The sequence below is a fragment of the Pectobacterium sp. HCp5_1 genome (assembly GCF_032905925.1).
Lineage (GTDB): Bacteria > Pseudomonadota > Gammaproteobacteria > Enterobacterales > Enterobacteriaceae > Pectobacterium > Pectobacterium brasiliense_A.
Genome location: NZ_JAUMIO010000013.1, coordinates 87,617 through 111,306, shown reverse-complemented (window position 1 = coordinate 111,306; position 23,690 = coordinate 87,617). Strand labels below are relative to the sequence as shown.

The window sequence follows — 23,690 nt, the reverse complement described above, 5'->3', positions numbered from 1 at the left end:
CCGGGTCTGTTTGCTCACAAAACGGGCATTTTACCTCAACCGTTGCCATCAGGCTCTTCTTCTAAATATTTAGGAAAACAGATGAACATTCTACCTGACGATCACCGAGTTGAATACGTGACCAACTCATTGCTGTGGCTATCAACGCTGCCAAAATGCCATATTCAATTGCAGTAGCGCCACTCTCGTTACTTAAAAATGAGCGAAACTTAAACTCCATAACAGCAACTCCTTGCCTGATTGAAAGTGTCTAGATGTCTTGATCTTATAATTTCTGACTTTCATGATAATGAGTTTCATTATCAAAATCAATAATGACTTACGATAGGTGTCTTGAGTGGTCTGATGTTTTTACTATTTTTATGTTCTAATAGTTATCATCACCTTGATGGTATCAGTCATCCATGACCTTAGCTAAATTTTATCCCTTCTGCGCAAACTCAAACGGCCTGACCATCCCGTTGCTGTTAGCATCCAGAAAATCAGCCCACCATTGCAACATGAGGCGGCGTTGCTCAAGGTGTTTGGCCTTGTGAGTGTAGGCAGCGCGAACGTTGTTCTTTTCCATGTGGCTCATCTGAAGTTCAACCACATCTTCAGGCCAAATACCCGATTCAATTAGGGCACTACACGCCAGCGTTCGGAAACCATGACCACACAGGTCGGTTTTGGTGTCATAGCCCATTTTGCGCAGTGCCTTGTTGATGGTGTTTTCACTCATCGGTTTCATCGCATCATAACAGCCTGTCAGGATAAAACCCTCATCACCGTTAACGTCATAGGTGAGGTCTTTCAGCTCTTCCAAAATTACCAGTGCTTGACTACACAGAGGGACATAATGCTTTCTGCGCATTTTGGCACCACGGCCTGAATGCTTGATCCCTTCAATGGTTTCACGCTGTTCAGGGATGACCCACAAGGCGCTTTTGAAGTCGATCTCTGACCATCGGGCAAAGCGGAGTTCACTGGAACGGACAAAAATCAGTAGATTGAGTTTGATCGCAAGTTGCGTCAATCTGCTACGGCCTTTATAGGCTTCAATACGTTCCAACAGGGTAGGTATCTCTTCCAGTTCGATAGCGGGACGGTGTTCCGTTTGTGGCTTCTGAACCGCGCCTTCCAAATCATAGGCCGGATTGAAACGGATCATCTTTTGCTGGACGGCATAACGCATGATGGCAGTAGCATACTGTTTTACCCGCATAGCGATTTCCAGATAACCCAGCTTCTCTATCTTTTTGATGGGAACCAGCAGATCGCCTGTATCCAGTTCAGCAATATCTTTTTCACCAATATCAGGGAACAGGTAAGTTTCGAGTCGTGTCCAAACAGAACGTTGATAATCTTCTGACCATGTGGTTTTGGTGGCAAACCAGCTTTTGGCAACGGTTTTGAAAGCGCGGGTGTTGTTACGTCGCTCTTGAACGATTTTGTTGTCAGCCTGTTTTTTGGCGCTGGGGTCGATTCCCGCCGCTAACAGCTTTTTTGCTTCATCTCGTCGTTGTCTGGCATCAGCCAGAGATACGGCAGGGTAGACGCCGATGGAGAACACTTTCTGTTTCCCTTCGAAGCGATAGCCTAACTGCCAGTATTTGGAACCGTTGGGATGTACCAGCAGGTAGAGGCCGAACCCGTCAGTGAGCTTAACCACCTTTTCTGACGGCTTGGCATTTTTTACTTTAGTATCAGTAAGTGACATGACGGTTCCCTCCGATTGCTGGTAAAAACGAAATCGAACCAGCTTTACCAGTATTTTTACCAGCAAAAGGGTATGGCTTCGAGTGTTTTTGGGTGAACGAGGGCGAACCTGAATAAGGGGATAACCAATTGATTAAAAGCAAAAAAGCAGACGTCAGTGAACGTCTGCTTTCTTTAAATTGGCTCCTCTGACTGGACTCGAACCAGTGACATACGGATTAACAGTCCGCCGTTCTACCGACTGAACTACAGAGGAATCGTGTGAACGGGGCGCATGATAACGGCGTGTGTCGCGCATGTCAAAGGCGTAAACCACAAAATTGCACTGTTCGGTGAGAGAATGTGCAATCTGCCGATATTTTTGGCAAATACCGGCATTTTATTGCGTCCTGTCATCGCTAGAGGGTATTCAGTGGCGCTTTCTGTTTATCGGAAAACGCATACAGCGGCCCTTTTCCTGACAGCGTAAATAGGGATATCGCGGTAAAGGAGAGGGCAATGCCGCCTAAAATCAGGTAAGTGCCATGAAAACCGATGCTGTCATACATATTGCCAGCAAAGATCGACATGAAAATGATCGATACCTGTTTAAAGAAGCAGAAACACACCAGATAAATCGTCGCGGAGAAGCGGACTTCAAAGACCGTGGTAATGTATTTGAAGCAGCCGACAATCAGGAATGGGACTTCAAACATGTGCAGCGTTTTCAGCACAATCACTTCCAGCACGGAACTTGCGAAGGCAGAGCCAATAATGCGCACAGACATAATCGTACCGGCAATGAGCAGGGCGTTTTTACCGCCGATACGGTTCACAATCAGCGGCGCGAAAAACATGATGCTGGCATTGAGCAATTCACCCAGCGTGGTGACGTAGCCAAATACTCGCGTCCCTTCCTGCCGGGTCTCGAAAAACGAGGTGAAGAAGTTGGCAAACTGCTGATCGAACACATCATAGGTGCATGACACGCCGACGACATAGAGCGTCAGGAACCAGATTTTGCGTTCTTTTAGCAGTTCGGCTGCCATTTTCAGGTTGAACGGTTTCTGATTGGAGCCTACCTGATCGGCAACGAGAGCGCTGGAGGAGGCCTCTGGTTTTGCCAGCAACAACAGGATGGCGAGGATGACGGCACAACCGGAACCCAGCCAGAAAACAAACTGGTTATTGATGGTAAACATAATACCGACGATAGACGCACAGAGCGCCCAGCCGAGACAGCCGAACAGACGCGCACGGCCAAATTCAAACTGGCTACGGCGGCTGACTTTTTCGATATAGGCCTCAATAGCCGGTGCACCGCCGTTGTTAATGAACCCCAGGTACATCCCGCCGACGATAGAACCTAAAACGATATTGTATTTTAGTAATGGGCCGAAAACATAAATGAAGAACGGAGCAAAAAACACCAGCATTATGGTAATAATCCATAGCAGGTGTTTTCTCAATCCCAATTTATCGGAGAGTAAGCCAAATATCGGTTGAAATAGCAGAGCGAAAAAAGAAATACAGGCGAAGATAATTCCCGTATCGCTTTTACTTATTTGGTTAATATCATGCAGCCAAATAGGGAAGAAGGGGAAGTAAGCCCCCATGATGAAGAAATAGAAAAAGAAAAACAGGCCGAATATCCAGAAATTCCTATTATGTAGGTAGTACATGTTGCTTTCTCCGATATGCATAATATCCGCAACGTTTATTTTGACGGCGGATAGATACTTGCTGGATATAAACAGGATGGAAAGATGCGGTAATAACCGCTCTCTTTCGTTGTTTTTTAATACTGCTTTTTCATATCAATATGGCTGGTGATGCTGCATGGCGACGCGATAGTGATAATGCGTTGCCGTGAGTAAATCATCGCGATGAACGCTAGGGCTCCAGGAATCATCGCCGCCAATTCCCATGTGGAAGCCATCCAGATTGAGCCAAACGCCTTTTTCCTTTTCTAATAAGTGGTGGTGAGTGCACGTCATTAATTGTGTTAGCCCGTAGCGGCTTAACCCAAAGTGGAAGTTTCCGGTGATGGTCCATTTGCCATACGTCAGCGTACGCGTGTTACAGCGCAGCCCGTTTTCCGTTGGGAAAATGTAAGGCGTGTGCAGGTCATCCAACGGAAGATTCCAGTGCCCATGCTGCGCCGCGAGCTGTCGGTCTGGGTAATTTTCATGAGGCCCAAGTCCGACCCAACTGACCTGAGGTGCGACGTCAGCTAATTGGCAACTCAAGCCCACTCTGGCCAGTGACGGCAACGTCGTGGCGACATCAACATCGACATCCACGGTCATCACGCCATGTGCATCAATCTGCCAGCACTTTTTACTCCGCAACAGGATCTGTCCGGCATGGCGGAATACGTGCTCGGTGACAATGTGCACGGCATCGGTGAGCTGGTCGGCCTGAATCGCAACACACTGCGTCTGCAACTGATAAAGTCCGGCCGATTTCCAACGTTCGGCCCAGGCGCGTGGATCGATGCGATCGACCTCGCTGATACCGATGTCGTTATCCAGCGGTGCCCGAACAAACTGATCCTGCAAAGGAGTTAACAGCGTTGGGGCATCCGCCGTCCACCACTGTTCCAGCCAGCCGCTCTGGCGGTTAAAGCGCCAATGCTGTTCGCTCTGAATGATGTCAAAGTACGCATCGGACGATTGCAGAACGGGTGGTTTCTTCTGTCCAGAACTCGGTGCCTCTGGAAGATGAAGCGGTGCAGGAAGTTGCCACTGATCCCAGGCACAGCGGTGATTAGCTTCTGACCAGGCGGTGGCTTTAGGCTGTACAACTTCAACATTGAGCCAAAGCTCTCCTGCGCGATCGACTGTGGGAAGGGCTTCCAGCAGCGTCAGTGTCTGGGTAGTCTGTGGAGCGAGCGTCAGCGGTAACGAACCTTCTGCGAGCGTTTTATCATTCAGCGTAATGCGCCAGTTCAACTGCTCATTGTCCGTATGGCGAAACAGGTATTCGCTGGTGACACGCAGCTCACACGGCGACTCAGCCTGCCAGGCGAATTGAATGTGCTGCTGTGCCCGCTGGGCTTCATACAGGCTGGGATGCGGGGTGCGATCGGGAAAAAGCAGGCCGTCCAGACAGAACTGGCGATCGTTAGGCATGTCGCCAAAATCTCCGCCGTACGCCCAATAGGTATTGCCTTGTTCGTCGCGGCGGGTCAGTGCCTGATCGACCCAGTCCCAGATAAATCCGCCCTGTAACCGAGGATATTGGCGGAATGCCTGCCAATAGCGCGCGAATCCCCCCAGACTGTTGCCCATTGCGTGAGCATACTCGCAGAGGATAAGAGGCCGATGCTCGTCTGGCATGCTGACCCATTTGGTGATCGACCATTTGGGTACGCTGGGGAAGGGCTGATCTTCATCAACGCGAGCGTACATTGGGCACACAATGTCGGTCGCACGGCTATTCGCGCCGCCGCCTTCGTAATGCACAGGGCGAGTCGGATCGTGGCGTTTGATCCACTGGTAGAGCGCATCATGGTTTGCGCCGTAGCCGGATTCGTTGCCCAATGACCAGATAATGATGCTGGGATGATTGCGGTCGCGCTGCACCATCCTTGAGACGCGTTCGCTATAGGCTGGCAGCCAGACGGGATCGTCCGACAGGCGATTCATCGGCTGCATGCCGTGCGTCTCAATGTTCGCTTCATCCACAACATATAGGCCGTAGCGATCGCACAGCCGATACCACAGCGGATGGTTGGGATAATGTGAGCAGCGTACGGCGTTAAAGTTATGCTGCTTCATCAGCATAATATCGCGCCGCATTGTATCTTCATCCATGACCTGACCGTGCTGTGGATGGTGTTCGTGACGGTTAACCCCGCGGATTAGCAGCGGTTGACCGTTCAGCAGCAGCAGGCCGCTGCGGATTTCAATTTTTCTGAAACCGACATCATAGGCTTCCGCTTCGATTAGCTCGCCTTCTGCCGTTTCTAGTGCGATAACAGCGCGATACAGGTGCGGTAGTTCGGCGCTCCACAGGTCGGGCTGTGGCACGTCGATGCGGAGAAAAGATTTGTCATGATAGGCACCGCGTTCATCGACAATATTGCTGCCGAATGCCTGCCGCGTACCACCGATGAGCTTACTACCACGCCAAAGCTGTGCGTGGACGCGATGGTTTGTGGCCTCAGCTTCAGAGAGTATTGCCTTCACCTGAATATCCAGCGTGCCGTGGCGGAAATCGGCGCTGAGCGGCGTAGTGAGCTGGATATCGCTAAGGTGAGTTGCTGGTTTATGCAGAAGGGTGACGTCGCGGAAAATACCGCTCATACGCCACATGTCCTGATCTTCCAGATAGCTGCCGTCAGACCAGCGTAGCACCATCACCGCCAGCCGATTCTCGCCGGTTGTCAGATAGCGGCCGATATCAAACTCCGCAGGCAGGCGACTATCCTGTGAATATCCCACCCAGTGGCCGTTACACCAGAGATAAAACGCGGAGTTAACGCCATCAAAAATAATCCGGGTTTGTCCGCGACTGATCCAGTCGTGATTGACTTTAAAAGTGAGCGAGTAACAACCTGTAGGATTGTCTTCTGGCACATAGGGTGGGTTGACGGGGATCGGGTATTTTACGTTGGTGTAAATCGGGGTGTCATAGCCCTGTAGCTGCCAATTGGCAGGCACCGGAATGGTATCAGAATCCGGCAGATCCTGCTGTAACCAGCTTTCCGGTACGGCTTCCGGGCGGGTGAAATAACTAAACGTCCATTCACCATTCAGGCGGCGAAGCCGCTGAGAAGGCTCATCTTGCTGTGCGGCAGCCACGCTGCGCCAGCTGTTGAACGGTGGGTGAGCGGGGAGCCGCTGATAGTGAGTACAGGCTGGATTTTCCCAATCACGCCGGGCAAGGATCTCTTGCAATGTGGCGCGATGGCGTGCTGGATACGGTAAAACGGTATCGCTCATGATGGCTTGGCTCCTGAACGTCTTGAGTCTGTTTCTGTGATTGGATAGTTAAATTGTTATCCGCTCACAATTTCTGTTGCTCATAACATATCGACTCGTCAGGGTGAGTAAAGTGGAACGTGACAATAAAGTGGAAGCGATCACAAAGATCGTTTGTAAAATGAGTGGCGATACATCGAACTTGGAAAGCGCTACGCAAGAAATCAATGAGAGATGATAAATAACTTATTGTTTATCATCTTATTTTGTTAGGGTTTGACATCGATGGGGAAAAAGGTGTTGTTGTGTAAAGGGTTACAAGTCGTGTAAGGGGTTACAAACATAAAGGGTTACAGCCTTTGTAGCTGACGTGTAATGTCCAACAGGTTTTTGGTGAGTTCTTGCAGGGAGGCATGGGTTGATGAATGTACGGCGGTGCTATGGCGTACGATCAGTTCGGTGGGTAACAGCAGTGATGTGCTCTGGGTAGGATCGCGCAGCGTGGCGAGCAAACGAGTGACGCCTTCTTTACCTAATAGCCTGAAATCCTGGCGAATGGTTGTCAGTGGCGGCGTGTAATAGGCGCTGTCCTGAGTATCGTCAAAACCGATCACTGACATCTGCTCTGGGACGCGCAGGCCATACTCGTGCAGCGCACGCAGGACGCCAAGCGCCATTTGATCGTTCGCGACAACAATGGCGGAGACACGCAGGGATTCTCCCAATAGGGCCAGCGTCTGGTGGTAACCAGATGCGGCGCTCCAGTCACCGTGTAGCACTGAAGCGGGGGTGAGCTGCTGTTTTTCCAGCTCGGCTAGCCAGCCTTCATAACGCAGACGGGCGGAGATCGACGTCATTGGTCCGGTCAACAGGGCGATGTGTTGATGTCCCAGCTGTACCAGATGCGTGATGGCTAAACGTGCGCCGTGATCGGGGTCGAACATGACGTTGAGTATGTCGGTATGCGGATCGGCATCCATAAACAGGACGGGTGTGTCGGCACAGGTCTGGCTAATGTGGGCGACTTCATTCGTGGATAGCGGAACATTCACGATAACGCCGCTGACACGCTGAGAAAGCAGGTCGTTAACGGCGTTATTGCAGGCGTTGACATCCGGACTGCTCAGCATGGACATCACGATGTTAATCCCTAGCTGACTGGCGGTGGTCTTAATCGCTGCGGCAATTTGCGAAGGCGCGTGCAGTGACAGATCGGTAGTGACCAGCCCTAGTGTGGTGATGGTTTTTCCTGCCAGCTGCTGTGCAACGCGATTTGGCGTGTAGTTAAGCGCCGCCATCGCCTGTTCCACTTTACTGCGAGTACGGGATGACACATGAGGTGCTTGATTCAGCACGCGGGAAACCGTCTGATAGGAAACCCCAGCGTACTCGGCGACATCGTTTAAGGTTATGGGTTTCTGTTTCATTGCGGCTATTCCGTGCGTGATTCTATGCGTAAAAGAGCATCATCATAACAAATCGCACAGGGAATCCGTAACAGGCGTATGTATTCCGACACAATCAAAATAGACCGAAGAGAAACTGACGTTCGTAGGCGTTTTTAGATGTTTGTAAAAAGTAAAACCGGGAGCAAGCGCGCCCGGTTTGAGGGAGGGTTACTTGATGTTTACTGCTCGGACAACACAAACATGCCGTAAGGGTGGATTTGCAGATAGTAGCTGTCGCCTGGATTCGGCTGAAGCTGGGTTGCGTTAACCTGCAACAGCATCGACTGTCCATGCCAGTCCACCTGCACTTCGTACTGCGGCCCCATGTAGGCGACCTGCGTGATGGTGCAGCGCTGGCTTTCGTCACCCTGATGGCTGAGCGTAATGGCTTCCGGGCGAATACCGACGGTCGATTCGTTTAAGCCGGCGGCAAAGCCCTGCGGACGCGGAATGAGGTAGCCGTAGATGTTCACGCTGTCTGCCGTGAAGGTGGCAGGGAAAATGTTGGCATCTCCCATAAAGCTGGCCATGAAGCGGGAAGCCGGCTGGCGATAAAGCTCCTGCGGCGCACCCAACTGCATGATTTTGCCTTTGTTCATCACGAGAACCATGTCGGATACTGCGAAGGCTTCGCTCTGATCGTGCGTAACATACAGCGAGGTGATGTTGAACTGCTGCTGAAGCTCACGGATTTTCTCACGCATGCTGCGGCGCAGGTTAGCATCAAGGTTACTCAGCGGCTCATCGAATAGCAGAACTTTAGGTTTGAGGATCAGCGCACGCGCCAGAGCGACACGCTGCTGCTGTCCACCAGAAATCTGGTCGACGTAGCGATCTTCAAATCCTGCCAGGTCGACCAGCGCCAGCGCTTCTTTTACGCGTTGATTGATTTCAGCCTTCGGGCGACCGAGCATTTTCAGCCCGTAGCCGATGTTTTCCCCCAGCGACATGTGCGGGAAGAGGGCGTAAGACTGGAACACCATGCAGATATCGCGCTGTTGAATGGAGCGCTCGGTGACGTCTTCGCCATCGATGAAAATCTGGCCTTCTGTCGGCTTTTCCAGACCGGCAACGGCCCGCAGTACCGTGGTTTTACCGCAGCCAGACGGCCCCAGCAGCGTGACCATTTTTCCCTGAGGGATCGCCAGATTCAAATCATCAATGACGGTGTTGTTGCCGAAGCGTTTAGTGATGTGCTTCAGTTCGACAAAGCTTTTTTCAGTATTCAAGGTAATCACTCCGCTTAGGCATTATTCTTGGCTTTCGTGCGGGAAATCCGCGCTTCACCGACCAGATAATCGAATAGGAAAATAATGGCCAGCATGACCACAATCAGGATGGAACCGTAGGCAATCGCCATACCGTATTCACCGTCTTCCACGCGGTTAAGAATGTAAGACGTGGCGACGCGAGTATCCGGTGTAACCAGGAAGATAATGGCGCTGACGGTGGTAATCGCACGTACGAAGCTGTAAATCAGCGCAGACAAAATGGCCGGACGCAGCAGCGGTAGCAGAATATAAAACACCGTGCGCATCGAACCCGCACGCAGGCTGAGTGACGCTTCGTCCAGTGATTTATCCAACTGCCCCAGTCCGGCAATACCCGCACGGATACCAACCGGCACGTTACGCATGACCATCGACATGATGACGATCACCGCGGTTCCCGTTAAGTAAACCGGCGCGCTGTTAAAGGCCAGGATGTAAGACACACCGGCAACCGTACCCGGTACCGCAAAGCACAGCATGGTGGTGAACTCGATAGCCTTCTTGCCGTAGAACTGCTGGCGCACCACGATGTAGGCGATGAGTAGCCCGAACAGTGCCGTAATCGGTGCGGCGATACCCGCGAACAACAGCGTATCCAGCAGGGAAGGCCAGGCGCCGTCGCTAAAGCCTTGCCCGAACAGCTTGCTGAAGTTTGCCAGCGTCAGGGTGTAATCCACGCCCCAGTTAACGGTAAAGCTGCCGTAGAAAATGCTGCCGTACAGCAGAACGTTAAAGGCAATCCAGACATAGAGCAGGATGCTGACGATCCACACCAGCGAAACGGGTAGCGGCTGCACATCACCCCGAGAGGATTTACCGGAAATCGTCACGTAGGAGCGTTTACCGATCCACAGATATTGCACGCAGAACACGGCTAGTGAGAACACCAGTAGGACAACGCCGAGCGTACTGGCTGCCTGGTAATCCAGCTGTGCCCCAGTAATGTAGAAGTAAATCTGGGTTGCGAGTACGTCGAAGTTACCGCCCAACACCAGTGGGTTACTGAAGTCGGCCAGCGACTGGACGATCACGATCAGGAACGAGTTGGCGAGCGCTGGTTTCAGCAAGGGCAGGAAAACCCGCTGAAAGGTTTGATAACGGTTAGCACGCAGGGTGTACGACGCTTCTTCCAGCGACGGATGAATGGTCTTCATCGCGCCTTCCAGAATCATAAATGACATTGGCGTGAAGGCGAGCACCTGCGCCAGCCAGATGCCGGTAAAACCGTACAGCCAGTTGGTGTTCGTCAGCCCGAACCAATCCACCATCAGCTCGGTCATATAACCGGAGCGGCCCATCATCAGCGTCACGCCTAACCCGACAACAAACGGCGGCGTCACGATAGGCAGAATGGAGAAAATGCGGCCGATAATCGCGGAGCGGCGGGCAATACGTGAGGTGTAGATCGCCAGCACCATACCGAAGAAAGTACAGCCGATACCGACAGCAACCGACAGCAGGAATGAGTTCCAGATCACCCGCAAGATGTGCGTCTGACCCAAAATCTGCATAAATGCCAGCGGCGCGAATTCACCACTGTCGTTGGTGAACATCGGAATGAAGATAGCGATGCTAGGGTAAAGGATAAAGACGCCAATCAGCGCGATGATGCTGATGAGCGAGCCGATGACGAAGCGATCGCCACCCAGCCAGTCCAGCCGCGATAGCGCCAGCGTAATAATCGCACTCAGCGCGACAAACAGCGCAATAGTGCCATAGCCCATTCCGCGACCTTCCACCGTGGCACTGATGACCACGAAAAGGGCACAGAACAACGCGTAAGCTGCATCAAAACGGTGGCGGCCACGCTGTTCACGACCGGGCGTAAGCAGTGGACGTGCGAGCAACCCTACTGGGAGCAGGAACCACAGTAGGCTGATATTCAGGCTCGACCAACTGTAGGCCGCCAGCAGTTCATCGCGTGAGGCATCCAGCAGGCCGTAATCCAGGCTCCACGCTGGCAGCAGCAAAAAGGTTGCTGCAATCAGCGCCAGCCACAGGAAAACGGGATCCCGCTTAGGCGTCGGTGAAAGAGTTAGTGTGTGTGACATGATGGTTCCCTGGTGCGTGCAAGTTTTATACCCGTCATACTTCAAATTGCCTGTGCGTTGGCTGCCCTTACTCACCCCAGTCACTTACCTGAGTAAGCTCCTGGGGACTCGCTCGGTTGCCGCCTTCCCGCAACTCGAATTATTTAGGGTATATAGAATTGTTTTATGAGATTGAATCGTCACAGGTATTAGGTGGTGAATAATATTGAGTAATGGTTAATTAGCGATGCTGAGAACACGGCGTTAAGCGAAATGCGAGCAAGCCTTGCCGCCGTGTTCCCATTATTTTTCAATCAATAGAAGTCAATGAATCAAGGTCAATGAGTCGAGATTATTGGCCCATTTTGACTTCGTTAACCCACTTGGAAATCAGCTCTTTACGCACGTCTGCCGCACCGTATTTGTCCATGTCGTAGTTGATCAGTTTCAGATCCTGCAACTTCAGAGACAGCGGAGAAGCTTCGGCGGTGGTGTTGGTCAGAATCTGGTAGGACTGACCTTTCTTCCAGGAGAGTTCCTGTGCTTCTTTTGACAGCGCCCAGTCAACGAACAGCTTGGCGTTATCCATATTGCGCGCGCCTTTCAGGATGCTGACGCCGCCAATTTCATAGCCAGTACCTTCACACGGGGAGATCAGCGTCAGCGGTGCACCTTTCTCTTTTTCCAGCGAGTAGTCATGCAGGAAGCCGATGCCGATAGCCGTTTCGCCACGTGCAGCGTTACGTGCCGGGGCAATACCGGATTTGGTGTACTGCGACACGTTGGTATTCAGTTTTTTCAGGTAATCAAAGGCCTGATCCTGACCCCACAGCTGGGAGAAGGTCGCCAGTGCGGTATAAGCCGTACCGGAACTTTGTGGATCGGCAATCTGGATTTCGCCTTTGTAGATTGGGTTGGTCAGATCTTTCCAGCACTGTGGAACGGGCAGGTTTTTCTCTTTCAGGCGATCGGTGTTGACGCCGAAGCCGAGAATACCGACGTAAACGGCTGACGAGTAGTTGCCTTTACGTTTGGCGGGATCGCGGAACTGCGGCATGATCTGCTCAAGGTTTTTAGACTGATAAGGTTCCAGCAGATCCATTTCGCCCGCTTGAGATTGCGGATCCAGCGTACCGCCGTACCAGACGTCAGCCTGCGGGTTTTTCTTCTCTGCATCGACTTTCGCCAGCGTGCTGCCAGAGCCGTTGCGGATAAAGGAGGTTTTAACGTTGTGTTTCTCACCGAAGGCTTTGGCTTCTTCCTCACAGAAGGCGTTGGTGGCGCTACAGTAAATGACCAGACGTCCTTCCGCCCGAGCGGTAGTGGTGGTAACAGCAGCAACGGTCAGTCCAGCGGCGATGAGGGTAGTTAAGGTACTCAGTTTCATGATGTTTTCCTTATAGGTATCTATCTGTTGTTATTGCTATTTTGATGTCATCAAACGTTCCCGGCGGCTGACACCTGCCATCAGCAGAGGCATCAATAACAGTCCGATGCAGGCTGAAGCCAACGCCAGCAGAGTAAAAAATCCCGACCATCCGTAGTGTTGCAGCACCTGTGCCAGCGGCCAGCCCGCCAGCGCTGCCCCCAGATAGGCAAACAACGCCAGAAAACCTGTCACCGTGCCTGCGGCATCCTTATGGCTGTATTCCGTCGCAGCCAGGCCAATCAACATCTGTGGTCCAAAAACAAAAAAACCGATACTGAAGAAACAGGCCGCGAGCAGTGAATAGTGGTGAATCGGTGCCAGCCACAGCGCGGTCATGGTTAAAAACAGCCCTAATGCAAACAGCAAAATCATCGGCGCGCGTTGACCACGAAACAGCAGGTCCGAACCCCAACCGGCAAACAGCGCCCCCATCAATCCGCCCAGTTCAAACAGCGACAGCGTGGCGTTCGCGCTGAGCAGGTTGAAACCGTGGCTCTCCGACAGCCAGATGTTCCCCCAGTCATTCAGTGCGATGCGAATCAGGTACACCAGAATGTAGGAAAACCCGAGTAGCCAGATGGTACGGTTACGCAAAATCGCATCGCGCAGAATCTGGCGCATTGGCATCGGCGGGCTTTGCTGCTCCTGACGAAGCTCCAGCGCATCGCGCCGCCACTCGCCAACGCTGGGCAAGCCCTGCTGTTGCGGTTTATCGCACAGCTGCCAACACAGCCACAGACCAATCACAATGCCGATGATGCCCGGCACCAGCAGCGCCGCCTGCCATCCCCATTCGGAGGCCAGATAGCCCGCCAGCAGGGGAACCGCTGCACCGCCGATATTGATCGACGTATTCCAGCATCCCCACCAGAGGCCGCGTTCATTGCGCGAATACCAACTGCTCAGCAGTCTGGCGCAAGGCGGCCACCCCCAGCCCTGAAAGAACCCATTCAGCGCCCAAACAATCAGCAAACCCGTGAGCGACTGGCTGTACATGAACAGAATATTCAGCACGCCGGTAATCATCAGCCCGACACCCATAAACCAGCGCACCTGACTGCGATCGCACACGATGCCGGAAATAAACTTGGACGCGCCATAACAGAGATAAAACAGCGTCCCTAGCAGACCGATATCGCCTTTGCTTAACCCTAATTCCAACTGCATCACCGGCATGACGAAGTTGATGCTTTTACGCGTCAGGTAAAACGTGGCGTACCCGATGACCATGGAAATCAGCAACCGTGGTCGCCAGTAGCGATAACGCTGGCTGATTTGTGTTGGTGAAAGCTGTCCCGCTGGAAACATGGGTGCCTGCATGGGGTTCTCCGTCGCGTTGAGAGAAGAGTAGGGGGATGTGAATTAAAAAGGATGAGACAAGGTTTTAGGTGGCTAGGAATAATTCCTAGCTAATCGTCTTTTTGTTTAAATTTTGTGGGCAAGTTAACAATTATGTGCGTACCGCGCGGCGTGGCAGCGTCGCCAATGGTGGCGGCTTTTACCAGCCAGTTACCACCCAACGCCTGTACGCGTTCCTCGATGCCCCGCAGGCCAAAGCCGCCGCCTGTCGGAGGCGACCGGTCTTGTGCGATGCCTACGCCGTTATCAATGACGTCGAGCGTAATCAGATCATCCTGTTGGGAAAGCCGAACCGTAATCTGCGTAGCGCTGGCGTGCTTGTTGATGTTGTTAAGCAGTTCCTGCACCAGCCGGTAAAGGGTGAAAACCACTACGTCATCATGCGGAGGCGTGGGGAGCTGATAATCCAGCTGAAACTGAATACCGCGAGCCGAGAAGGCAAACTCATCCGCCAGATGATGCAGCGCTTTATCCAACACCATTTCATCCAGCACCGGTGGACGCAACTGGCGCAGAAGCTGGCGGGTGGTGTGGTGGATGCGCCGCGACAGCTCGCTGATTTGTCCGGCAGCATGCTGAGCCGCATCGGCTGGCGCGCTGTGTTTCACCAGCATGGCCTGAATCTGAATGGCAGTGATGTTTTGGCCGATGTCATCGTGCAGCTCGCGCGCGATGTCTTTGCGTACGACCTCTTCGGTGTGGATGATGCGCTCCATAAGTTGCCGCCGGGTTTTCAGCTCCTGCTCCAACTGATGACGATAGCGCTGGAGCCGCTGTGCGAGCTGTTGCTGACGGCTGATCGCGATCCCCAGCCCAATGCCGAGCAGCGCCTGTGTAGAGAGAAAGAGTTCCAGTTCGCGCAGATCGTCGAAGGCTCCGCTCACCTGACGTGTGACGGCAATCATAAGACTGCCGAGTACGGCGGAGAGCACGCCGCCTTGCCAGCCGAATTTATACGCCATGACCACGTTAGGCAGAAAAACGAAAATCAGCAGCAGGCGTTCCATCTCGGGTGTGAACGTCATTTGCAGGCAAACGCCGATAGAAAAAAACAGCGAGCACCAAATCAGCAGTGAGGTGCGCAGCGGCGGATCGGGGATCTCCTGTGCCAGCAACGTCTGCAAGTGCTGCTGTTTGATGTATTCGTACAGCAGATAGGTGAACGGGATCAGCAGGACGCCGCCGGTAAACGTCGCCAGCAGCGTTTGCGTCAGCTGCGAGTGTAACCAGGGGCCGATAGCGATACCGTGCAGAACGGTATTGAGCGTCAGCGCTGCCAGAAGCAGCAGAAGTCGCTGCCAATAAAGCGTATAGCGATGCCAGATTTTATGCGTGATGATGGCCGGAATCAGGCTGAGGAACGGAGAAAGTAGCAGCAGCGAACGCGTTATGAGTTGCTCGCTAATAAGCCAGCTCTGGATGGCGATTTCCGCAAGCAGTAAGGTCGGCCAGTACTTTCTAGGCAGCAAAATCATCAACGCCAGCCGCAGCCCTTGCGGTAACAGCAGCGCTGCCTGCTGGCCGTTGTTGCTCAAATAGAAACTGATGGTCCACAGCGCCAGCCAAATCAGGCTATAAAAAAAGGCCAGAAACAGCGTCATGCCGATGACGTGCAGGCGACGCATGATTTACTTCCCAGCCAGCAGTTGGTGTTGCAGTGCAAAGTGCACCAGTTCTACCGTGGATTCACACTGTAATTTACTGAGAATATTGGCACGGTGAACGTGAACGGTCTTATGGCTGAGTTCGAGCTGTTCAGCGATGCTTTTTACACTAATTCCGTTGATCAGCAGGCTGAATATTTCCCGCTCGCGCGGGGTCAGCGCCAGCAGCTCTTTCGGTGGCTGCTGCTGATGGCGAATGGCGTGCAGCGCATCAGCACACAGGTACAGGCCACCGCTGCTGACCACGCGAACGGCCTGCACTAACTCTTCCGGGCCACAGCGCTTCGTGAGATAGCCGCCTGCACCCGCATCCAGCGCGCTTTGTACAAATGCGGTGGTGTCATAGATGCTCAGAATAATGGCGCGAAAATTAGGGCGCTGTTGACGCAGACGGGTTAATAGCGACAGGCCGCTTTCATCCGGCATGGCGATATCAATTACGGCAACATCAATCGGCTGTTTGAGTAGATGAGGCCAGGCCTGCGCCGCCGAAGCATATTGTCCAACAACCTGAATGTCATTTTCTAATGTCAGAAGCTGTGCAAAGCCAGACCGTACAACGATGTGATCGTCAACCAAAGCCACATTAATCATGGTTTCGCCGTGTGAATTCAAGGTCATCAAAACGTCATAATGCGGGGGAATCAAGAGGCGAGCAATAGCAGATAAGTAAAATGGAATCGGCTTAACAGATATCCCACTCTTTATTGACCTAATGATGAAAAGCATATTGATAGAACGCGGAGTTATTTGACTCGGTTAATCGAGGAACATACTGTTTTTTTCTTTAACTCCATGTGGTTACAAACCAATGGAGTTACACATCAATGTATTTACGATATCAGGGAATCAGAGTGATGACGAAATGGCGTATAGCGCTGGTGGCGGGAATGGTCACGGCGGCGATGGCGTTGACGGCATGCGATAGCGCAAGCAATTCTGCCAACCACATTAAAGTCGGCGTGATTAACGGTGCGGAACAGGATGTCGCTGACGTCGCGAAGAAAGTGGCAAAAGAGAAATATGGTCTGGATGTCGAACTGGTGGGGTTCAGCGGTTCGCTATTACCGAACGAGGCAACGGATAAAGGCGATCTGGACGCGAATGTCTTCCAACATCGTCCTTTTCTGGAACAGCAAAACCGCGAACACGGTTATAAGCTGGTGGCGGTAGGAAATACCTTCGTCTTCCCGATGGCGGGTTATTCGAAGAAGATTAAAAGTATCAACGATCTGAAAGCTGGCGACACCATCGCGATTCCGTTCGATCCTACGAATCTGGGACGCGCGCTGTTATTACTGGAAAAAACCGGATTAATTACGCTGAAGCCTAATACGGGCTTATTACCAACGGTGCTGGATATTACGACCAACACGCACAACCTGCGTATTATGGAAGTGGAAGGGGCACAGCTGCCGCGTTTGCTGGACGATCCGCAAGTGACAGTCGCGATTATTAGCACGACCTATATTCAACAAACCGGCTTAACGCCAACGAAAGACGGTATTTTTATTGAGGATAAAGAGTCACCGTATGTGAATATTATTGTGACTCGTGAAAATAATAAAGAGGCGGAAAACGTCAAGAAATTTATTCAGGCCTATCAATCTGATGAAGTTGAACAGGCGGCTAATCGTATTTTTAACGGCGGGGCAGTGAAAGGTTGGTAGTAATAATTATTAGATTGTTATTATGCCACCTCTTTTATTATAGAGGTGGCAGGTTATTAATTAAAAATGAATTATTCGCAGGGTTTGTTTTTTATTAAACTCGATTAATAAGCTTAATGAACTCCCTTCTATACACTCTGTAATTGTCGAAGGCGTGTTATTTATTTTATTAAATAATACACCGGGTGACATAACTATTCACTAATTGTAAAGAGGGAAATTTATGGCTTATCCAACAACAAACCTTAATGGGATTATCGGTTTTGCAAAAGCGGCAAATGTTACCGGAGGAACAGGTGGTAAAGTTGTTACGGTAAACTCTCTGGCCGATTTTAAATCTGCTGTGAGCGGTTCAGCAAAAACCATTGTGGTGCTGGGTTCCTCGCTGAAAGCATCAGCACTGACCAAAGTGGTGTTTGGCAGCAATAAAACCATCGTCGGTTCTTTCGGTGGTGCTAATGTGCTGACCAATATCCACCTGCGTGCTGATAGCAACTCATCCAACGTCATTTTCCAGAATCTGGTTTTTAAACATGATGTTGGCATCAAAGATAATGACGATATCCAGCTATATTTGAACTACGGTAAGGGATATTGGGTGGATCACTGTTCATGGCCTGGGCATACGTGGAGTGATAACGACGGTAGCCTCGATAAACTGATTTATATCGGTGAGAAGGCGGATTACGTCACGATCAGTAACTGCTTATTCTCAAACCATAAATATGGCTGCATCTTCGGCCATCCGGCAGATGATAATAACAGTGCTTACAATGGCTATCCGCGTTTGACTATTTGTCATAACTATTATGAAAATATTCAGGTACGTGCACCCGGCCTGATGCGTTATGGTTATTTCCACGTATTCAATAACTATGTCAATAAATTCAACTTGGCCTTTACGGTTGCGCAGAATGCCAATGTCTTGTCTGAACGCAACGTATTTGGCTCCGGTGCGGAAAAGAAAGGGATGGTTGACGATAAAGGCAATGGTTCAACCTTTACGGATAATGGCAGTTCACCGGCGGCTGTGGCAAGTAAATCACCTGCGGCTAAATGGACGGCGTCATCTAACTATTCATATAGTTTGATGAGTACCTCTGCGGCGAAATCCTGGGTGGTTGCTAATGCAGGCGCACAAAATAGTGCGCTCAAGTTCCCATCATAACCACGGAACGGTTATTTATCTTCGTTCTTGCATACGCAATATTATGAATTGATATTCATTAGATATTAATCGTATTACACGATGCCACTCGGCTGCCGAGTGGCATATTTATTAGAATATATTCATCAAAGAATTAAGCGGCAATATCATTTCTCGGACTGTGGGTAAAATACCACTCGACTGTTTTCTTAATTAACTCTTCCGTTGCATCGACATAGTGCTGCGGTGACGTTTTGACTTCCTGCTCCAGAATCAGGGGAAGCTCGGTACAACCCAGAATAATTTTCTCAACGCCAGCCTGTAACAGGCGATCTTTTACCGGTGACAATAGGCTATAGGCTCTGGCGATATCACCGGATTTATACGCGTAGATGCTTTCCATTACCTGGTGTTGGTCTGCATCATCCGGCGTGTAGCACTCAATATTATCGGTAATCAGGTTGTCCTGATAAATTCTCGCTTTGACCGTCGCCGTCGTCGCCAATAGGCCGACGCGTGTGGTATTGGCATGCTTAATCGCCTGACAGGTCACATCAATAATGCTGATCATTTCTGCACGGCACTGCTTTTTTAAGTCATTAAACCAATAGTGCGCGGTATTGCACGGGATAATGATGCATTCAGCGCCCGCGTTTTCGAGAATTTTCATATATTGCAGCATTTTATCCAGCGGCGACGCGCTGTGCTGGAGAATGCATTTCGTTCTATCAGGGATATCAGGAATAGACACCGCAATCATCGGAATATGGTCTTGATCCCGATACGCTGGCGTGTTTTTGATCAGCTTTTGCATCGCATCAACGGTAGCACCTGGCCCCATACCACCAAGAATTCCCACGAGACTGTTCATGCTGTTTACCCTGTAGCATTATGAAATTAAAAGGATAATCGCATACTGTTTGGCAATGTGAATTGCTAAATTCCCATCTCCTATGTGGGATTTGCATAACTATTAGCATCCCTATGCTTTTATTGGTTTTAACGGTGTATAGTGGGCAGCTGCTTTATTGGCGATGTAGGTCGTTGGCAGATATAGAACGTTGGCATAGGGAACGAAAATATGACGCTGCGCGTTTTGAGTGAGGGGTGATGCTGAATAATATCGAAACCAAGTGGCTGTATGATTTTATCGTGCTGGAAGAACACCGGAGTTTTACGCTGGCTGCCGAGAAGCGGAATATCTCTCAGTCCTCATTCAGTCGGCGAATTCAGGCGCTGGAAGCGGCGGTTGGCTTTGATATTTTCGACCGTAGCGCGTTGCCGCTACAGTTAACCGAGCAGGGGCGTGTGTTCCACGCCTATATCCGTAATACGCTGGATGATTTGGAGTATCAACTCAATAAGCTGCACGGCGGGGACAATTACAAGAATAAGATCACCATCGCCGCGGCGCATTCGCTGTCGGTCTTCATCATGCCGGAGCTGTTAAAAGACGTGCCGGATCCGCAGGAAAAAATCTTCTATGTCGAATCGATCGATGTCGATGAAGCGGTGCTGAATCTCAAAGAAGGGCGCAGTGACTTCATTTTCTCATTCTACAATGAGGATCTGATGGGGGAGCCCTTCATGCACGAGAAGATCCTAGAGTCCCGGCTTTATCCTGTCTGCGCGTGTGATAGTGCAGGGAAACCGCTGTTTGATGTCAGCGCGTCATCTGTGCCGCTACTCAACTATACCGAGACGAGCTACATGGGGCGTCAGGTCAGCCGCTACTTATCCAGCGTCGACAGCGATAAGTTTACGGTCAATTTCGTCTCTTCCATGAGTGACTTGCTCAAACGTATGACGAAGAAAGGTTATGGCATCGCCTGGCTGCCGGACTATTCCATTCAGGAAGAGCTGAAAAACAAAGAGCTGACGATCCTGAGCATGGAAAATGCTGTGATCCGTATGGGCGTTTATCTATATCGCCTTGATGCGCGGTTGAATGTGGCTTCTGAGAAATTCTGGCGCTACATGAAAGGGCTGTCATCAGCATCTGGGCTATAAACATGGTGACAGCGCTGACAGTGTCACGAGAGATAAAAAAATAGCGGCCGAAGGCCGCTATAGATGACGTATTCACTCACTCAGCATTAGCTATTTTGCGTAGCCTGCTGAGGTTCCTTATAGGCGACGACTTCGTCGGTAGCCTCTTCATTTTCATCATCATCGTGGATGTCTTTTTCCAGACTGGCCACAACGGCGGTAGAGATACTGTTACCGATGACGTTAGTTGCAGTACGGCCCATATCTAGGAACTGGTCGATACCGATGATCAGTAGGATACCGGCTTCCGGCAGGCTGAACATCGGCAGCGTTGCGGCAACCACCACGATAGAGGCACGCGCTACGCCTGCCATCCCTTTACTGGTGATCATCAGCGTCAGCAGGATCAGGATTTGCTCAGTAACGCTCAGGTCGATGTTGTAAGCCTGTGCGATAAACAGAATCGCAAAGGACTGATACATCATAGAACCGTCGAGGTTGAACGAGTAACCGAGAGGCAGCACAAAGCTGGTGACTTTTTTCGGCACGCCGAATTTGGTCAGCGCTTCCATGGTTTTTGGATAAGCCGATTCACTGCTCGCCGTGGCGAAAGCCAGCATGGTTGGTTCACGAATCAGCTTCGCCAGCGTAACGATGGCTTTGCCCAGGAACAGGTAACCAACCAGGAACAGAACGCCCCACAGTACGGCTAAACCAAGGTAGAACTCACCGATCAGTTTACCGAAGTCGTAAAGCAGGCCCAGACCTTGTGTGGTAATCGCGGAAGCGATTGCGGCAAAGACAGCAATAGGAGCCAGCGCCATCACGTAGTCGGTCACGCGGAACATCACTTTGGTCAGTTCTTCGATCATGGAAATGATCGTGGTCGCGTGCTTGTTTTTGCCTTTTACATAGGCAAGCGCGGAGCCGAAGAACAGAGAGAACACCAGAATTTGCAGGATCTCATTGTTTGCCATCGCTTCGACGATACTTTTCGGGAAGATATGGCTGATGAAGCTCTTAAGCGTAAAGCTGTCGGTGTTCAGACCTGTCGCAACGTGCTGTGCGGGGATTTCGAGATTCATGCCTGCGCCAGGTTGGAACAGGTTGGCGAAGACCATACCGATGAGCAGGGAAATGAACGAAGCGCTGACAAACCAGATCATCGCTTTCATACCGATACGACCAACGGCAGAAGAGTTTCCTCCCATGCTTGCCAGGCCGGAAACCAGCGTAGCGAAGACCAATGGCGCGATGATCATTTTAATCAGGCGCAGGAAGATATCGGTAACCATGTTGAAATAAGATGCGACTTCTTTTGCTCGACTGCCGTCAAGATATTGATGGCAAGCCCAGCCGATTAATATTCCCAGGACGATAGCCAAGACTATCTGTACAAGTAACTTCTGCCTTTGCATATAAACCTCATGTTGATGAATTGATTCAGACAACACAATATTATTGCCAGCGTGATGGCTGGTGTTTTCCCTGAATACACCAATCCCTCACCCGAACCTGTTATTGGGGTGTTGTGTCTGCCCGCCGATATTACAACGATTCTTGCTTTTTACATTTTTTTTCTGCGGATTGTTATGTAATTGTGATCCTTGTCATGCGAAAAATGCATGTCCATGTCGCTTGTAATGATAAATAGGGATGTGATACGCAGATTGCGTAAATCGTGATTTTTTTATTAATTCATTATTAAACAGTAACTTATTTTGGTTTTTCGCGGGTAAAGGTAGATGGAATAAGGTGTTGAAGTAGTGTTACTAATGACAGGTGGCTATACATCAATAAAACAGATGGTAAATTACTTAAAGATTAAGTAAAAATAAAAGTACAATTAACGAAAACTTTATATACACGCCATTTTGTAAAAAAATTAATTTTTTAATTATTTAAACCGTGACTTTGTTTTCTTGCCCTAGATTTCATTCTTCTTGTTGTTGATGTGAAGTTTAATTATTGTCCTATGTGTTTCTGTTTGTAACTGCCTGGGCGTTTAGGGTGTTTAAAATGGTGTTTTTTATTTTTTAAACATATGTTACTGATGATTTGAGACCTCGCTGTTGGTTATTTCACCGAAAAAGATCGATGCTGACTTTATCGTGGCACGCTTTTTCCAGATGCTTTTTCATCCAGTCTGCCGCTGTTTCGACCTCTCCCCGTTGCAGGAAATCCAGAATCGCCAGATGTTCTGCAATCTGTTCCAATCGCTTGGGATTGAAGGCTGGACTCCCTTGTCGATATTCCACCAGACGCCGTAACTGATTGATTCGTTGCAAGCTATGGTGGGCGAAACGGTTGCCACTACAGGCAAGCAGCGTTTCATGAAAGTGTGTATTGGCATCGAACATTTCATGCGGTGTGAGCGTCAGGTAACCCCCACTGAGAATGTCTTCTTGTTGCTTACGGCAGGCGTTGAGCGTGTGCTGATCGATACGAAACTGCGGCGACAGCAGACTAAGCGGCTCGACCAGCAGGCGGAACGTAAAACTTTCCTCATAGGCCGTGACGGAATCGATAATCGGCGTGGTTCGCCAGCCTTGACCCGTGCGGAACTCCAGCCAACCTTCCTGTTGAATACGCGTCAGAACGTTACGCAGTACGGAGCGGGACACCTGACATTCTCGCATCAGATCCACTTCTGAAAACTGCTCTGGCAACCGACGAGAGAGGCGCATATCGACAATCTTTCGGTAGAGCGGTTCTTCGCTGCTGGCGGCTAATTCAGTGACTAAATGCCCTAATTCATGGGCATGGCGGTCAAGATAAAATCCCCGGTTGCGGTGGTAATGCAGCATACCTTTTTCCGTCAGATACAGCAGCGCGACCTTGACCGGCGTGCGGGAGGCGTTCAATACCTGCGCCAGCGACGATTCGATCAGATGAGCGCCGGGCGGCAGCTGCTCGCGGCGAATATAGGCGACAATCTGTCTGACAATCCTTGTCTGTAGGGGAGTTAAAGCCATGGCTATCCTGCTATGTCGTTTAGGGTGTTACGAGGAATCTTTATGTTCTTGTCAGTACGGCTCGCCTGCCAGCAGAGCATGCTCCGGCTTGGCCGGAGCAATC

The 23,690-nt window shown here is 50.7% G+C and carries 17 protein-coding genes and 1 tRNA gene; 3 read left to right on the top strand and 15 right to left on the bottom strand.

Translation table 11 applies throughout. From position 1 onward, the window contains the following. Positions 1 to 61: 61 nt before the first annotated feature. The 12 genes from Q3A88_RS11400 to Q3A88_RS11345 all read right to left on the bottom strand — a co-directional run bounded on the left by Q3A88_RS11400 (position 62) and on the right by Q3A88_RS11345 (position 16,400). Positions 62 to 220 carry a Flp family type IVb pilin gene (locus Q3A88_RS11400; RefSeq protein WP_317177929.1) on the bottom strand — a complete coding sequence of 53 codons (159 nt, stop codon included), beginning with the start codon at positions 218 to 220 and terminating at the stop codon, positions 62 to 64. Between the two features lie 201 nt (positions 221 to 421). Continuing rightward, positions 422 to 1,699: a tyrosine-type recombinase/integrase gene (locus Q3A88_RS11395; protein ID WP_317177928.1), complete on the bottom strand. Its 1,278-nt coding sequence runs from the start codon at positions 1,697 to 1,699 to the stop codon at positions 422 to 424. 179 nt (positions 1,700 to 1,878) lie between these two features. After that, positions 1,879 to 1,954: transfer RNA gene (locus tag Q3A88_RS11390), tRNA-Asn, on the bottom strand. A gap of 142 nt (positions 1,955 to 2,096) precedes the next feature. After that, the gene (locus tag Q3A88_RS11385) at positions 2,097 to 3,359 is read right to left on the bottom strand and encodes an MFS transporter (RefSeq protein WP_317177927.1); all 1,263 of its coding nucleotides are present in this window, start codon (positions 3,357 to 3,359) and stop codon (positions 2,097 to 2,099) included. Between the two features lie 135 nt (positions 3,360 to 3,494). Further along, positions 3,495 to 6,626, bottom strand: coding sequence for a beta-galactosidase (locus Q3A88_RS11380; RefSeq protein ID WP_317177926.1), 3,132 nt, complete (start codon positions 6,624 to 6,626; stop codon positions 3,495 to 3,497). Positions 6,627 to 6,955: 329 nt separating this feature from the next. Continuing rightward, complete coding sequence (locus tag Q3A88_RS11375; protein WP_110162665.1) at positions 6,956 to 8,032, bottom strand: LacI family DNA-binding transcriptional regulator; 1,077 nt, start codon at positions 8,030 to 8,032, stop codon at positions 6,956 to 6,958. Between the two features lie 200 nt (positions 8,033 to 8,232). Further along, a complete protein-coding gene (gene fbpC, locus Q3A88_RS11370; RefSeq protein ID WP_205552704.1) occupies positions 8,233 to 9,291 on the bottom strand; it encodes a ferric ABC transporter ATP-binding protein in 1,059 nt (352 codons plus the stop codon). 5 nt (positions 9,292 to 9,296) lie between these two features. After that, positions 9,297 to 11,375, bottom strand: a complete 2,079-nt coding sequence (locus tag Q3A88_RS11365) for an ABC transporter permease (RefSeq protein ID WP_039498696.1) — start codon at positions 11,373 to 11,375, stop codon at positions 9,297 to 9,299. A 331-nt stretch (positions 11,376 to 11,706) separates the two neighbouring features. Further along, positions 11,707 to 12,741: an ABC transporter substrate-binding protein gene (locus tag Q3A88_RS11360; RefSeq protein WP_014914786.1), complete on the bottom strand. Its 1,035-nt coding sequence runs from the start codon at positions 12,739 to 12,741 to the stop codon at positions 11,707 to 11,709. A gap of 36 nt (positions 12,742 to 12,777) precedes the next feature. Then, positions 12,778 to 14,103: an MFS transporter family glucose-6-phosphate receptor UhpC gene (gene uhpC, locus Q3A88_RS11355; RefSeq protein ID WP_039468315.1), complete on the bottom strand. Its 1,326-nt coding sequence runs from the start codon at positions 14,101 to 14,103 to the stop codon at positions 12,778 to 12,780. Between the two features lie 89 nt (positions 14,104 to 14,192). Next, on the bottom strand, positions 14,193 to 15,767 hold the full coding sequence (locus Q3A88_RS11350; protein WP_317177925.1) for an MASE1 domain-containing protein: 1,575 nt from the start codon (positions 15,765 to 15,767) through the stop codon (positions 14,193 to 14,195). A 3-nt stretch (positions 15,768 to 15,770) separates the two neighbouring features. Continuing rightward, on the bottom strand, positions 15,771 to 16,400 hold the full coding sequence (locus tag Q3A88_RS11345; RefSeq protein ID WP_010285873.1) for a response regulator transcription factor: 630 nt from the start codon (positions 16,398 to 16,400) through the stop codon (positions 15,771 to 15,773). 263 nt (positions 16,401 to 16,663) lie between these two features. Here Q3A88_RS11345 and Q3A88_RS11340 point away from each other — a divergent pair, with 263 nt between their 5' ends. Both Q3A88_RS11340 and Q3A88_RS11335 read left to right on the top strand, forming a co-directional pair. Then, positions 16,664 to 17,476 carry a MetQ/NlpA family lipoprotein gene (locus Q3A88_RS11340; protein ID WP_110162662.1) on the top strand — a complete coding sequence of 271 codons (813 nt, stop codon included), beginning with the start codon at positions 16,664 to 16,666 and terminating at the stop codon, positions 17,474 to 17,476. Positions 17,477 to 17,699: 223 nt separating this feature from the next. Further along, the gene (locus Q3A88_RS11335) at positions 17,700 to 18,644 is read left to right on the top strand and encodes a pectate lyase (RefSeq protein ID WP_110162661.1); all 945 of its coding nucleotides are present in this window, start codon (positions 17,700 to 17,702) and stop codon (positions 18,642 to 18,644) included. A 133-nt stretch (positions 18,645 to 18,777) separates the two neighbouring features. Here Q3A88_RS11335 and Q3A88_RS11330 read toward each other — a convergent pair whose 3' ends face one another. Next, the gene (locus Q3A88_RS11330; RefSeq protein WP_039500310.1) at positions 18,778 to 19,494 is read right to left on the bottom strand and encodes an aspartate/glutamate racemase family protein; all 717 of its coding nucleotides are present in this window, start codon (positions 19,492 to 19,494) and stop codon (positions 18,778 to 18,780) included. A 239-nt stretch (positions 19,495 to 19,733) separates the two neighbouring features. On the opposite strand from Q3A88_RS11330, the gene hypT reads away from it, so the two are divergent. After that, complete coding sequence (gene hypT, locus Q3A88_RS11325; RefSeq protein ID WP_010285882.1) at positions 19,734 to 20,633, top strand: hypochlorite stress DNA-binding transcriptional regulator HypT; 900 nt, start codon at positions 19,734 to 19,736, stop codon at positions 20,631 to 20,633. An 86-nt stretch (positions 20,634 to 20,719) separates the two neighbouring features. On the opposite strand, the gene Q3A88_RS11320 is transcribed toward hypT, so the two are convergent. Together Q3A88_RS11320 and Q3A88_RS11315 are read right to left on the bottom strand one after the other, a co-directional pair. After that, the gene (locus tag Q3A88_RS11320) at positions 20,720 to 22,030 is read right to left on the bottom strand and encodes a dicarboxylate/amino acid:cation symporter (protein WP_039273785.1); all 1,311 of its coding nucleotides are present in this window, start codon (positions 22,028 to 22,030) and stop codon (positions 20,720 to 20,722) included. 663 nt (positions 22,031 to 22,693) lie between these two features. Beyond that, a complete protein-coding gene (locus Q3A88_RS11315; RefSeq protein ID WP_317177924.1) occupies positions 22,694 to 23,587 on the bottom strand; it encodes a GntR family transcriptional regulator in 894 nt (297 codons plus the stop codon). Positions 23,588 to 23,690 lie beyond the last annotated feature (103 nt).